Genomic DNA, 12,882 nt, shown 5'->3' with positions numbered 1-12,882 from the left:
CCCCAGACACTCCGTCTTGACCCGCGAGCAGAGCGGGCCTATTAAATAAGCTATGGCAACACACCTCTGATTGGCCGCGCCTAGCGGCATTGAGCGAAGCGCAGTCCTGCAAGATACGCAGGGCCGTCACTTGCACTTGCCAAGCCAAATCAGAGATTCTAAATGCCCACGCTCTACCTCACTTGCGGTCTTCCCGGTTCAGGGAAGACGTCGCTCGCCAAGATAATCGAACAAGAAGCATCTGCCCTCCGTCTGACCGGAGACGACTGGATGCACAAGCTTTACCCCGGCCTCTCTACTCCAGAAGCAGAAACTGGTCCGTACCGAGGTAGGGTCGAGAGCCTACAATGGCAGATCGCTCTGCGTGCCATCAGGCTTCGGTGTAACGTTGTCGTGGATTGGGGACTGTGGTCACGGGCAGAACGCGACACCTGCCGGGACGAAGCGCGTGCAGCTGGTGCCCGCGTCGTCCTCTGCTTCCTCGATGTTCCGTTTGACGAGCTTTGGGAGCGGCTCTCCCGGCGAAACGCCGAACTTCCAGTCGGCACATTCGACATCGCGCGGGCAGACCTTCTTAGGTGGTCGAAGCTGTTCGAGCCGCCAACCTCCGAGGAACTGGCGCTTTATGATCGGGAAATCCACCCCGCGACGACGCGCCACGGCGCCGGCGCATTCTGAGCCGGGCATCGTAGGTGCGTCCGGATCGGCTCTTTCATTCTGCGTAAGATGACACGAGATCTTTAGCAGCATTCTGGCGGTCTTGCTCATTGTGCGAAGGTCTGCTTTGGGGCGGCAACATAACGGCAGCTATCACATGAGCAGCACCCGAAATCTGACCATCCGGAAACGGCCCCAAGGCTGCCGGGCGCAAGGCGCCTCATGTACAAACCCGCTCCGCGGGAGGGTCGCCTAGTTGTGGGGCTGCGGTAAATCATCGTCCGTGAGCAGGTAAAGGCTGCTATCAGACGATGAAGTTCCTTCAACGAGAGGAACTCCCCATGGCTACTCGCTTCAACGAAGGCCGACGTGAGGGCGTCCCAGCGACGGGGCGCTCTGTTTTTATTCGCGCGACGTGCGCGCTATCCGCCCCGCTCCGCAGTGTCGCCTCTCGATCCCGCCGAACCAAAATCCGCTCGCCTATACCCAAATGGTGGGAATGCGCTATGGATGCCGTCATGAGACAGTCGCCTGGCAAACTTGGTACGGAAGCGCGCATCTACGCGAAAAATCTCGCTTACGAGATTGCTCGACGAGAGAGAATAGGCGCGCCTGCGCTCGATCCCCGCGGCAACGCGACGACGTGGCGCGATGCGCAAGTAGCGTTGCGTCATGCGTTCATGGATGAAAGATCGCCGCCGCGACGGGTAAAGCTTCTTGATGCCGCTGCCACGCGTCTGGAGCGCCTCCCTCCCTCTGATCGTGGCTTTCGCATCGCGCTATTTTTGGAAGGCAACCGGCAGGCAACGATATTCGATCTGCGCATGCTGGTGCATGGCAGCCATCCGCTTCAAGGGTTGGAGCACGAAAGCGGAGTAACTGCACTATGCGCCACCTTCACTACAAATCGGGGCAGGCGCGACGCTTTTGACGTCGCCCCATCTGTTTACATTTCAGATCACACCATCGGGCGCCTACGCGAGCGTTCTGAGCAATGGAGTACCCCCGAGGCTGGGTTAGCTGCTCTGCATATCGCGACAGTTGCTGCCGATCTTGCGCGTCCTGACCATCGGTTGAGTTTCTTGAAAATGTCTTCGCTGTCATGTGCGATCGATGGAGGTATCCTTACGGGAGCGATGCGACGCAGCCCCGTCGACGATGGGACCGTCCCTCTATGGGACGTCCGCACGCTGCTTGATGACGATTTCAAACTCGATCCGGCGACTGTTCAGCAGGCCAGTCAAGTCGCCGAGCTTGTCACTCGCGTCCTAGTAGGTGGCGAGAACTGGAAGACGATCAGCCTTCAATCGAGGAATGGTGACGCTATCGATTTCGTTGAACCGCGCGAGGATCATGTCACGGCGACGCTGCGCGCTCGAGTGGGGGTCAAGAACTGACGCGCGGTGGGCGGCGAACGAAAGACCATCCTTGTTTTCCGGATGAGAATGCGCCACGTCCATCTGCATCCAAAGAGGCAGTGATTTTCCGTTGCCAATCTTGGGCCGGAAGCAGGCGTTCTATGTGCCTCGCGACGAATGGCAGCTATCCCACCCTCGGTGCCTGAAGCGGACAGTCTGGAACCGGCCCAAATGCAACGTCTGAGTAGTGGTTCGGCGATGACCGCTTTCGTCGCAATCAGGAAGTTATGAGCTTGCTACAGCGCAGACGCGTAGCTCTAAGTGTCTCAGGACGCGCCGCGGCGAGGCGGCAGTTCGATCTTGTCGAGCGATGATGCCATAAGCGCCAAGGCGATATGCCTATACACACCTGAGGAGCTGCTGTCGGTGTGGCCCTGGATAGCGTCGGCCACGCTATCGGGTATGCCGACGCGCGAAGCTTCGGTCTTGAACCAGTGCCTCAGCGCATGATTTGGAGCCTTGCGCGGGTCGGAAAACCCGTTCGCTCGAATCCAGGACGCCAGCCGGTTGGCAACACCTTTCGAGGCGTGCTTTCGCTTTGGATCGCCTGACGAGCGGCCATAGAAGAGTGGACCCTGCCCCTTCTCCGCCACGAACTCCAGGAAGCCAGCTTTAAGAAGCGCAGGATGGATCGGCACCGTCCTTTCGCTTTCGGCATTCTTAAGGCTACCGGCGTCGCTGGCGGGCATGATCTTGACGACCTGATATCCGTTTTCCTCAAACACATGACCGCCGTGGAGCTGCGCGACCTCCCCAATTCGAGAGCCCGTCGCGGCTGCCAGCCACGGCAGCCACTTCTTCCAGGGGTCAGAAGCATTGCTGGCCAGGTCCAGCAGACGAGCCACCTCCTCGCCGCTGTAGCCGAGCATCTTCTTGCCCGCCTTCATCTTTCGCGTGAGCTTGATGCCCTGGGAGGGATCGGACGCCGCGAGCCTGTTCGCCACGGCAAACCTGAACAGCGCACGGGCGCAGCCGAGATAGCCTCGCGAGATGGTTGCCGCCGCCTTGTCGGCTTTGACGAGCTTGTCTTTCCAGCCGACGATATCTTCGGCGGCGATGCGAGTAATGTCGTCCGCCTTGTCGCCGACAAACGACTTGAGGTCCCTTGTGATACCCCGCCAGCTCGAAAGCGTGCTGGCGCTCGGATCGGTTTCCGCCTCCCAGCGCTCGAAAAGTTCATCGAGCGAGATCGGCTTGGCGGTTGGTGCCGGCGGCAGGGAACTGCCCAAGCTAGGCGCCTCAGGATTCTCCGCCTGCCGAAAATTGCTTGCACGAAGATCGCCCAACGATGGATCGGCCTGCCCATCGGCAATTGCCTGAAGGGCATCTAACTCGTCTTGAAGCAGCAACCGGCCAAGAGCGATCGCATCCGGCCGATTCATTCCGGGTATGCGGTCCTCGGCCGTCGCAACGAATTCGCCAAGGTTTCCGGTCGCCCGCATGCCCTGCAGGATTTTGATGCGCTTGCCGAGACGAAAGCGATTGACGAAGGCGATGACTTTTTCGAGATCACCTTCGGCAACGAGGTGGTCGAAATAAGTATAGGCATCCTCTACGTCGTGCCCAAAGTCGGCCGGCACCGGCAGAGGTCCGAACTCGCCGCGCCAGAACCGAGTGGGAGCCGCGCTCGCCTGGCTGAAGAGCGCCGCACGGCGGGAGAACTCATGATCGCTCGCAGCGATGGCGTGTTCACGGGCGATCTCGCTGAAGCGGGCACGGATCGTCCGGGGGTCCGGCGGCGCAGCAAAGCCAAGATTGTCACCGGCGATCTGATCAGCACGAATCTCGTCAAACCGGTTTTCCAGTTCGACGCTCTTGCGGGCGAGACGTGATTTCGCTGTTTTCAAATCTTTTGTGCGCAAGGACCGGACCACGATTTTACGCCCGTATATAGGGGCAATGTCCGTGGGAACCCAAATCCGGCAATAAAAAGTGCCGCTTCGCGCCATCATCCGTTCGGGCAGTTTCGCCATCCGATTCGAGCCCCGACTATAACAGTCACTGTTACAACTGGGCCGAACTGGAAAAGCAAAATCAGAACCTGAATGAAATCAGGTACTTACAAGATGATGGTGCCCAGAAGAGGACTCGAACCTCCACTCCTTGCGGAACACGGACCTGAACCGTGCGCGTCTACCAATTCCGCCATCTGGGCTGGTGCGCGCTCATTAAGCGGGCGAGGGATGAGTGTCAACGCGCTTTTTTGAAAGCCGCGTTCCTTCTCCGGCTCAATGCTCCAGCACTTCTTTCGACGCCACCGTGGAATCGGCGTTGAGCGTGTAGATGATCGGCACACCGGTGCCGAGCTCGAGCTTGACGATCTCCTCGCCCGATTTGCCGTCCAGCGCCATGATCAGCGCGCGCAGCGAATTGCCGTGCGCCGCCACCAGCACGGTGCCGCCGCGCAGCACATGCGGTTGCAGATCGTGCAGGTAATAGGGCCAGACGCGCGCGCCGGTGTCCTTCAGGCTTTCACCGCCGGGCGGCGGCACGTCATAGGAGCGGCGCCATATATGCACCTGCTCCTCGCCCCATTTCTTGCGCGCATCATCCTTGTTGAGGCCGGAGAGATCGCCATAGTCGCGCTCGTTCAGCGCCTGGTCGCGAACGGTCTCGAGATCGCTCTGGCCAACGGCGTCGAGAATATGCTGGCAGGTCTTCTGCGCCCGGATCAGCGACGACGTGAAGGCGATGTCGAACTTCATGCCGCGCGCCCTGAGCTTGGCGCCGGCCGCCTTGGCTTCGGCATGGCCCAGTTCGGTCAGGTCGACGTCGCGCCAGCCGGTAAATAGGTTCTTCAGGTTCCATTCGCTCTGGCCATGGCGCACGAGCACGAGAGTTCTCGACATATTTGCTCCTTCAATTTTGTGAATCAGCCAAATCTTGTGGATCAGCCAAGTCTGTGGATCAGCCAAGTCTGTGGATCAGCTTGTCAGGCCGAGCACGTCCCGCATCGAATAGAGGCCCGGCTTGCGGCCGCGCGCCCACAGGGCTGCCTTGACCGCGCCACGGGCAAAGATCGCCCGGTCCTCGGCATGATGGGCAAGCGTGATGCGCTCGCCGGTACCGGCCAGCACCACACTGTGGTCGCCGACCACCGAGCCGCCACGCAAGCTGGCGAAACCGATCGAGCCTGCCTTGCGCACGCCGGTATGGCCGTCGCGCACGCGAACATCGTTGCCGGCAAGTGCTACGCCGCGCCCGGCAGCGGCGGCCTCGCCGAGCAGCAGCGCCGTGCCCGACGGCGCATCGACCTTGTGCCGGTGGTGCATTTCCAGGATCTCGATGTCGAAATCGTCGGCATCGAGCGCGCGCGCCGCCTGCTCAACCAGCACCGCCAGCAGATTGACGCCGAGGCTCATATTGCCTGACTTGACCACCGTCGCGTGCCGCGCCGCCGCCGCGATCCTGGCATTGTCTTCAGCCGAGCAGCCGGTGGTGCCGATGATATGGGCGATGCGCGCCTGCGCCGCGTAGCCGGCGAATTCGACGGTCGCCGCCGGCGTGGTGAAATCGAGCACGCCGTCGGCCTTGGCGAAGGCCGGCAGCGGATCGTCGCCGATCGCCACCTCGAGCCTGCCGACGCCGGCCAGCTCGCCGGCATCCTTGCCGATATGGGGCGAACCGGCCCGCTCGATGGCGCCGGCGACGCGGGCGCCCGGTATCGTGTGGATGGCGCGGATCAGCGCCTGGCCCATCCGGCCGGCCGCGCCCACCACCACCAGGCCCATTTCACTAACGGTCGGCGTGTCACTCATGAATGTCTCCCGGCCGCCTTTTTCGCGCGACCATTTTCCGCCGCACTCTGGATTGGCTCGCCGTCATCGACAAGCCCCAGCCCTTTCCTGCCTTGCACCCGGTGGAACCGGGCATAGACGCTGTGCGGGTCGGCCATCAGCGAGGCATGCGTGCCCTGTTCGACCAGCCGGCCCTGCTCCAGCACGATGATATGATCGGCATTGACCACCGTCGACAGCCGGTGCGCGATGACAATGGTGGTGCGCCCTTCCATGACATGGGTCAGCGCTTCCTGGACGCGGGCCTCGGCCTCGTTGTCGAGCGCCGAGGTGGCTTCATCGAGCAGCAGGATCGGCGCCTGCCGAACGATAGCGCGTGCAATCGATACACGCTGGCGCTGGCCGCCCGACAGCGTCACGCCGTTCTCGCCGACCGGCGTGTCGTAGCCTTGCGGCTGCTGGCGGATGAAATCGTGTGCCGCGGCCTGTTGGGCGGCGCGTTCAATCTCTGCGTCGGTGGCGCTCAGCCTGCCGTACCGGATGTTGTCGCGGATGGTGCCTTCGAACAGATAGGGCTGCTGCGATACATAGGCGATCGAGCCGCGCAGCGAATGCTTGGTGACCTTTGAAATGTCCTGGCGGTCGATTTCGATGCTGCCCGACTCGACGTCGTGGAAGCGCTGCAGCAGCGCAACCAGCGTCGTCTTGCCGGCGCCCGAGGCGCCGACGATGGCGGTCACCTTGCCGGCGGCGGCGACAAAGCTCAGGTCCTGCAGGACCGGCGCCTCTTCGACATAGCGGAAGGACACGTTGTTGAAGCGCACTTCGCCAGAGGTGAATTTCGCCTCGGCGGCTCCCGGCACGTCACCCTGCTGCGGCTCGAGGTCGAGAAGCTCGTAGATCATGCGCGCATTGACCAGCGACTTTTCCATGCCGACCTGCATACGCGCCAGCCGCCTGGCCGGGTCATAGGCAAGCAGCAGGGCGGTGATGAAGGCAAACACCGCGCCCGGCGGCTGGCCGCCGACGGTCGCCCGGTAGCCGGAATAGGCGATGACACCGGCGACGGCGAAGCCGGCCAGCATTTCGGAGATCGGCGTCAGCCGTTCCGAGACGCGGGCGATCTTGTTTGCCCGCTGCTCGGCGCCCGCGACGAGGCCGCCGATGCGGCGCGACAGCTCGTCTTCCAGGGTGAAGGCCTTGACGATAGCGATGCCTTGCGTTGCTTCCTGCATGGCGCCGATCAGCCGCGAGTTGATCTGCACCGATTCACGCGTGATGCGACGCACCCGGCGCATCAGATAGGTGACACTGTAGATCAAGGGCGGCCCGATCAGCAGCGACATCGCCGAGAGCATCGGGTCCTGCCAGATCATGACGCCAACCAGCGCGACAAGCGATACGGCATCGCGCGCCAGCGATGTCAGCGTCATCGACAGGAGATCGCGGATGCCGTTGACGTTCTCGTTGATCTGCGCGGCGAGCCGGCCCGAGCGGGTGTCGTTGAAGAAGCTGACGCCGAGCTTCATCAGGTGGTCGAAGATGCGGCGCTGGTAGCGCGCCACCAGATTGTTGCCGATTTTGGCCAGCGTCACTGCCTGGCCGTAGCTGGCCAGCCCGCGCAGCATGAAGGCGGCCAGGATCGACACGCTGATCAGCGCGATAAGATCGCCGCGCTGCTTATAGAAGATCTGGTCGACGACATCCTTCATGATCCAGGCGGTGAAGGCGGTCGTCGCCGCGATCGTCACCAGGCACAGCACGGCAAGAGCATAGTACCAGCGATAATCGCGGCTGTTCTCGGCGACGATGCGGCGGATCACCGCCACGATCTCGCTGGGCCGGGCTTTCCCTTTGGTTGGTGCTGGAAGTGTCAAGTTGGAGCGCTTTGTGGTTTTGGCTTCGGCCGGCTGCAATTCGGCAACCTCTTAACGCCCCGATGGCGGCTTGCCTATGGCCGAGGACGGCGAAACTTCGTCGCGGCGCAGCTTGTATCCTAGACCCGCCAGCGCCGCCCCGCCGTCTGCACGCCGAACAGCGACGGATTTCTGGCATAGGCGGCCAGCCCTAAAAGCGCCGCCAGCGGATGGGTGATGACATAGACCGGCATGCTGCGCATCAGGGCGCTGTGCGGCGCCTTGTCCTCGAAGGCGGCGCGGAAATTGCCGGTGCGCAGTGCCGGCAGGATTTTTTGCGCGATGCCGCCGGTGAGAAACACGCCGCCGCGGCTCATGAACACTAGAGCGAGATCGCCGGCGGTGCGCCCCAGGCAAGTGACGAAGATCGACAGCGCCTCTTCGGCCACCGGATCGTTCTTTGCCAGTGCCGCGGCGGTGACCTCGGCAGGCGTTGTAAAGGGCGACGGCTTGCCGTCCGCCTTGGCCACCGCCCGGTAGGCATTGACCAGGCCGCGTCCGGACAGGATCTGTTCGCCGGAGATGCGGCCCTCGAGCTTCTCGATATGCGGAAACACCTGGAAATCGCGCGGCGAGCGCGGGCCGATATCCATATGGCCGCCCTCGCCGGGTACCGGTATCCAGTGATGCAGCGCATAAACCAGCCCGGCGACACCGAGCCCAGTTCCCGGGCCGAGCACCACCCGCCCGGAATTCGGTTCCGGCTCGTCGCCGCCGATCTTTTCCATGTGCTCTTCGCCGAGCGCGACGACAGCCAGCGCCTGCGCCTCGAAGTCGTTGAGCACCACGACGTCGCTGAGACCGAGACTGGCGAACATCTGTCTCGGCTTGACGATCCATGGGCAATTGGTAAGCGGGATCTCGTCGCTTTCGACAGGACCGGCTACCGCCAGCACAGCTGAATTCGGCCGGACCGACGAGCGGTCGAGCACGGCCGACTGGATCGCCTCGTCTATCGTATTGAAGTTGGCGGTCTGGACGATCGTCGGCTCGCCGGCCTCGGAATTCGCGTCGAGCACAATCGAGAAGCGCGCATTGGTGCCGCCTATGTCGCCGATCAGGATCGGAAATCGCAACAGAGTGTCGTCGTCGCTTACGCCTGGCATGCTCTCGTCCGTTCCCGACGCGTATCGCCGTTCTCTCGTTGACTAGCGCATGACCGCAAAAAGGGAAATCGGTTTTCGAAGTGGAGATGCACGGATGCAGACAGCAAACACGCTGCCCGCATCAGTGCCCCGGTCGTGGCCGCGGCAGCGGAATGCCGATCTCGGGGGTCGCCACAAAGGCGTTCGCCGAGGCCGGAAGCGCTGCCGCGCCGGCTGCGACCGTCGGCGGCGGCGAAGGTTCTGCCGCGAGAGCGGGTTCTGCCGCGATCGGTACGCCGTCGCCATAGTAGGTGACTGCTTCGGCCGAGGCCGGAGCCGGCGCGTCGAGCACGAACTGGCATTGTCTGGGCAGGTTCGCCATCGTCATCACGTCGCGTGCCTTCGGCTTGTCCGGGTTCTTGTTGGGGCGCCACGGCCCCTCGGTGAACCACCAGGCCAGCGCCTGGTCGCAGCCATCGCCCGGCGCCGTCGCTTCCTGCGCCTTGCAGTCGGGTGATCCAGCCTGGCAGCCGATGCGAATGTGGAAGTGGTAGTCGTGGCCCCAGAACGGCCTGACCTTGCGCAACCAGCCGCGGTCGCCTTTGACCGTGTCGCAGAGCTTCTTCTTGATCCCTGGATTGACCAGGATGCGCTCGACTTCGGGATAGCTCGCGGCGCGCTTCAACAGCCGCGTATGCATCGGCGTCCACAGCCCGTCCTTCACCAGGTGAGTTTTTTCATCGACCATCAAGGTAGCGCTGATGTTTTCGCGCTCTTCGGTAGAAAGCTTGCGGTCGGGCATCGGCGTCAGCCAGATGTCGGAGTCGAGGCCGATCTGGTGAGAGGCATGGCCGGTCAGCATCGGCCCGCCGCGCGGCTGCGAAATGTCGCCGATCAATAGGCCCGGCCAGCCGTCGGCGGCAGCGTCGCGCGACAATTTCTCGATCAGCGCGATCATTGCGGGATGACCCCAGCGGCGGTTGCGCGACGGCCGCATCACCTCCCAGTGCCGGCCATCCATGGGCAGGGCGACGCCGCCGGAAAAACAGCCTTTGGAGTAGAAGCCGATCGATTGCGCTGCTGCGACCGCCGGCAGCCTTTTGGCGCCAAACAGGTCTTTTGCCCGTTCCTCGGCGCCCGCCGTCTGCGTTGCCAGCGCTGTCAAGCTGGCGACGGCCAGTGCTGCCGAAAGCAGCAGTGTTTTGCCGGGCAAGGCTCGCTTTAACGTCTTCCCCAAGCTGGACCCCTCCGCGATTTGAACCGCATCATACCACGCCCCGCGCAACGTATCGATCATGACCGTTTCATCGGGCTGCGCGCCTCGCCGTCGCGCCAGTCGCCGCTCGCCCACATGGCGTCGAGCGCCGAACGGTAGTCGGGGAAGCGAAACCCATAGCCGGCCGCCTTGATCGCCGCGTTGGCGACACGCTTGTTCTCGCCGTAGAAGGACCGCGCCATGGGCGAAAGTTGGGCGGTCTCGAACGGAATTTCGGGCGGCGGCTCGATGCCCATCAATTGGGCGGCATAGGCGACGACGTCCTGCGGCGGCGCCGGCAGGTCGTCGGTGACGTTGAAGATGCCGCCGCGATTGCCTTCGGCCAGATGCCAGAGCGCGCCGGCAATGTCGTCGCAATGGATGCGGTTGAACACCTGGCCCGGCTTGACCAGCCGCCGCGCAGTGCCGTTTTCCAGATTGACCAAGGCGTTGCGGCCTGGCCCATAAATGCCGGAAAGCCGCAGGATCGCCACCGGCCGGCCGGTGCCGTGGCCCAGTTTCAGCCAATCCTGCTCGGCGGCAACCCTCATCGCTGATCGCTTCGATACTGGCCGGCATTCGGCGGCCTCGTCCACCCAATTGCCGCCATGGTCGCCATAGACGCCGACGGTCGAGAGATAGGCGATCCATTCGAGCTCCGGCATGTTGGCCGTGATCACCTCGCGAGCCGCACCCAGCACCGGGTCGCCGGCCTCGTCCGGCGCGACCGAGACGACGAGATGGGTTGTCTTCCCAAGCGCATCGCCGATTTCGGAGGTCAGCGTGCCATCGAAACGCAGCGGCACGATACCGGCTTGCCGCAGCGCCGCGAATTTTTCCAGCGACCGTGTTGTACCGAAGATCGCTGTGTCGGCATCCTTGTTGGCGCGGGCAAAGGCCTTGCCCGAATAACCGGCGCCGAAGATGAAAATCTGCTGTTTGGTCATGTATGTGCCTCGATCGGCTTTGGCAGGGCCAGAAGCCATTCGCCTCTCACCGCCTCGTCATCTTCTGCTTGCAATGCGGCCGCTGCACGCTCGGCAAACTCCCGACTCGGCACCAGCCGCAACAGCGCCCATACCGCAGCTCCGCGAACCAGGGGCGAGGCGTCGTCGAGCAGCGCGCGGACGGCGCCGGCCAGCGACAAGTCCTGGGAATTGCCGGCGGCGATCAGCACGTTGCGGATAAAACGGGCGCGGCCGATGCGCTTGACCGGCGAGCCCGAAAAAAGCACGCGGAAGGCAGCGTCGTCGAGGCGCAGCAGCTCGGCGAGCGGCGGTTCGCGCAAGTCCGCGCGGGCGGCAAGCTTTGCCTCCGAAGCGGCTTGGGCGAACTTGTTCCACGGGCACGCGGCCAGGCAGTCGTCGCAGCCATAGATACGATTGCCGATCTTTTCCCGGAACTCATGCGGGATCGGTCCTTTGTTCTCGATGGTGAGGTATGAAATGCAGCGCCGCGCATCGAGCCGGTAAGGCGCCGGAAAGGCGTCCGTCGGGCAAACGTCGAGACAGGCGCGGCAGGAGCCGCAATGGTCGTCCTCAGGCGCGTCCGGCACCAGTTCGGCCGTCGTGAAGATGGTGCCGAGGAACAGCCAAGAGCCATGCGTTCGGCTGACCAGGTTGGTGTGCTTGCCTTGCCAGCCGAGGCCGGCCGCCTCGGCCAGCGGCTTTTCCATCACCGGCGCGGTGTCGACAAACACTTTCACGTCCCCGCCGGCGCGCGCCACGATCTTGCCGGCGATCTCCTTCAGCCGGCCTTTCATCACGTCATGATAGTCGCGGTTCTGCGCATAGGCCGAGATCGCGCCGCGGTCGCGCTTTGCCAGGATGTCGCGTGGGTCGTGGTCGGGGCCGTAATTCATCGCCAGCACGACGATCGAGCGGACCTCTGGCCAAAGCGTCGTCGGTTTGCCTCGCCGCTCGAGCGTTTCGGCAATCCAGCCCATCGAGCCGTGAAAGCCGTCGGCAACGAATTCGGCCAGCCGTTCCGGCGCCTGCGGAATCGCATCGGGCGTGGTGACGGCAACGGCGTCGAAGCCGGCATTCCGCGCCTCGCGGTCGATCAGCGCGCGCAGCTTTGCCGTATCAGAAATCGAGGTCCGCATAATGTGACACCGGCGACAGGCCGCGCACCCGGTCGGACAGAAGCGGCCGGAACGAAGGCCGTGATTTCACCCTTGTATACCATTCGCGCGCGGCGCTGTGTTCGCGCCAGTCGATCTCGCCGAGATAGTCGAGCACCGACAGTGCTGCCGCCGCCGCGAGATCGGCATAGGTGACCTTGTTGCCGGCCAGCCAATGACGGGTGCCGGCCAGCCAGTTGGTGTATTTCATGTGCTGGCGGATATTGGCGCGGGCGGCGCGGATCGCCGCCGAATCGGGCGATCCGCCGCCTGCCGTTTCCGGCATGACCGGCTTCAGAACGCGTTCGCGCACCAGATGCCGGGTAACCTCGCTTTCCGCCTTGTTGAGGTACCAGTCGGTCAGCCGGCGGATTTCGGCGCGCTCCATCGGATCCTCGGCGAATAGCCGCTTGTCGCGCTTGAGTACGCCGCGCGTCTCGTCGAGATATTCGGCAATGACCACTGCGCCGACGATCGGCACGTCGCCTTCGGCGAGCAGGATCGGCAGCGTGCCGGCCGGGTTCAGCGCCAGGAACTCCTTGCGCCGCGTCCACGGCTTCTCTTCGATCAGCGCCAGTTCCTCGCCATACTCGCCAAAGGCGAGGCGGACGAAGCGGCAGCTGGCGAACATCGGATGGTGGAAAAGCGTCAGCATGGTCCCGCGATAATAAAGCGCACTGGCAAATCGCCGG

At 63.3% G+C, this 12,882-nt stretch carries 11 protein-coding genes and 1 tRNA gene; 2 read left to right on the top strand and 10 right to left on the bottom strand.

Translation table 11 applies throughout. From position 1 onward, the window contains the following. Positions 1–162: 162 nt before the first annotated feature. A complete protein-coding gene (locus NKI47_RS16845; RefSeq protein ID WP_352591765.1) occupies positions 163–678 on the top strand; it encodes a P-loop nucleotide/nucleoside kinase family protein in 516 nt (171 codons plus the stop codon). A 485-nt stretch (positions 679–1,163) separates the two neighbouring features. Continuing rightward, a complete protein-coding gene (locus tag NKI47_RS16840) occupies positions 1,164–2,054 on the top strand; it encodes a hypothetical protein (protein WP_352591763.1) in 891 nt (296 codons plus the stop codon). 287 nt (positions 2,055–2,341) lie between these two features. Here NKI47_RS16840 and NKI47_RS16835 read toward each other — a convergent pair whose 3' ends face one another. From NKI47_RS16835 to NKI47_RS16790, 10 genes are all read right to left on the bottom strand, one after another. Further along, positions 2,342–4,048, bottom strand: a complete 1,707-nt coding sequence (locus NKI47_RS16835; protein WP_352591760.1) for a DUF6538 domain-containing protein — start codon at positions 4,046–4,048, stop codon at positions 2,342–2,344. 97 nt (positions 4,049–4,145) lie between these two features. Further along, positions 4,146–4,230, bottom strand: a tRNA-Leu gene (locus tag NKI47_RS16830). A 73-nt stretch (positions 4,231–4,303) separates the two neighbouring features. Further along, positions 4,304–4,924: a 2,3-bisphosphoglycerate-dependent phosphoglycerate mutase gene (locus NKI47_RS16825; RefSeq protein ID WP_023678961.1), complete on the bottom strand. Its 621-nt coding sequence runs from the start codon at positions 4,922–4,924 to the stop codon at positions 4,304–4,306. Positions 4,925–4,999: 75 nt separating this feature from the next. Further along, positions 5,000–5,833 carry a 4-hydroxy-tetrahydrodipicolinate reductase gene (gene dapB, locus NKI47_RS16820; protein WP_023678962.1) on the bottom strand — a complete coding sequence of 278 codons (834 nt, stop codon included), beginning with the start codon at positions 5,831–5,833 and terminating at the stop codon, positions 5,000–5,002. Then, on the bottom strand, positions 5,830–7,689 hold the full coding sequence (locus NKI47_RS16815; RefSeq protein WP_352591757.1) for an ABC transporter ATP-binding protein: 1,860 nt from the start codon (positions 7,687–7,689) through the stop codon (positions 5,830–5,832). Before NKI47_RS16815 ends, dapB begins: the two co-directional genes overlap by 4 nt. Before the next feature lie 119 nt (positions 7,690–7,808). Then, the gene (locus NKI47_RS16810; RefSeq protein WP_352451886.1) at positions 7,809–8,834 is read right to left on the bottom strand and encodes a glucokinase; all 1,026 of its coding nucleotides are present in this window, start codon (positions 8,832–8,834) and stop codon (positions 7,809–7,811) included. 121 nt (positions 8,835–8,955) lie between these two features. Next, positions 8,956–10,050 (bottom strand): penicillin-insensitive murein endopeptidase, encoded by a 1,095-nt coding sequence (gene mepA, locus NKI47_RS16805; RefSeq protein ID WP_502897405.1) that lies wholly within the window; start codon positions 10,048–10,050, stop codon positions 8,956–8,958. Between the two features lie 56 nt (positions 10,051–10,106). Beyond that, the gene (locus tag NKI47_RS16800; RefSeq protein ID WP_352591751.1) at positions 10,107–11,015 is read right to left on the bottom strand and encodes an SDR family oxidoreductase; all 909 of its coding nucleotides are present in this window, start codon (positions 11,013–11,015) and stop codon (positions 10,107–10,109) included. Beyond that, a complete protein-coding gene (gene queG / locus NKI47_RS16795; RefSeq protein ID WP_352591748.1) occupies positions 11,012–12,172 on the bottom strand; it encodes a tRNA epoxyqueuosine(34) reductase QueG in 1,161 nt (386 codons plus the stop codon). Before queG ends, NKI47_RS16800 begins: the two co-directional genes overlap by 4 nt. After that, a complete protein-coding gene (locus tag NKI47_RS16790; RefSeq protein ID WP_023678968.1) occupies positions 12,153–12,845 on the bottom strand; it encodes a glutathione S-transferase family protein in 693 nt (230 codons plus the stop codon). Before NKI47_RS16790 ends, queG begins: the two co-directional genes overlap by 20 nt. Between the last annotated feature and the right edge of the window lie 37 nt (positions 12,846–12,882).

The sequence above is a fragment of the Mesorhizobium sp. M0633 genome (assembly GCF_040320645.1).
Taxonomy (GTDB): Bacteria; Pseudomonadota; Alphaproteobacteria; order Rhizobiales; family Rhizobiaceae; genus Mesorhizobium.
Note: the sequence above shows the minus strand (reverse complement) of the source record. Positions and strands in the feature narration are given on the sequence as shown.

Excerpts from the sequence above, each read along its gene's own strand:
- NKI47_RS16810 (WP_352451886.1), bottom strand. The coding sequence starts at position 8,834 with ATGCCAGGCGTAAGCGACGACGACACTCTGTTGCGATTTCCGATCCTG.
- NKI47_RS16845 (WP_352591765.1), top strand. The coding sequence starts at position 163 with ATGCCCACGCTCTACCTCACTTGCGGTCTTCCCGGTTCAGGGAAGACG.
- NKI47_RS16825 (WP_023678961.1), bottom strand. The coding sequence starts at position 4,924 with ATGTCGAGAACTCTCGTGCTCGTGCGCCATGGCCAGAGCGAATGGAAC.
- NKI47_RS16840 (WP_352591763.1), top strand. The coding sequence starts at position 1,164 with ATGGATGCCGTCATGAGACAGTCGCCTGGCAAACTTGGTACGGAAGCG.
- queG (WP_352591748.1), bottom strand. The coding sequence starts at position 12,172 with ATGCGGACCTCGATTTCTGATACGGCAAAGCTGCGCGCGCTGATCGAC.
- NKI47_RS16835 (WP_352591760.1), bottom strand. The coding sequence starts at position 4,048 with ATGGCGAAACTGCCCGAACGGATGATGGCGCGAAGCGGCACTTTTTAT.
- NKI47_RS16800 (WP_352591751.1), bottom strand. The coding sequence starts at position 11,015 with ATGACCAAACAGCAGATTTTCATCTTCGGCGCCGGTTATTCGGGCAAG.
- dapB (WP_023678962.1), bottom strand. The coding sequence starts at position 5,833 with ATGAGTGACACGCCGACCGTTAGTGAAATGGGCCTGGTGGTGGTGGGC.
- NKI47_RS16790 (WP_023678968.1), bottom strand. The coding sequence starts at position 12,845 with ATGCTGACGCTTTTCCACCATCCGATGTTCGCCAGCTGCCGCTTCGTC.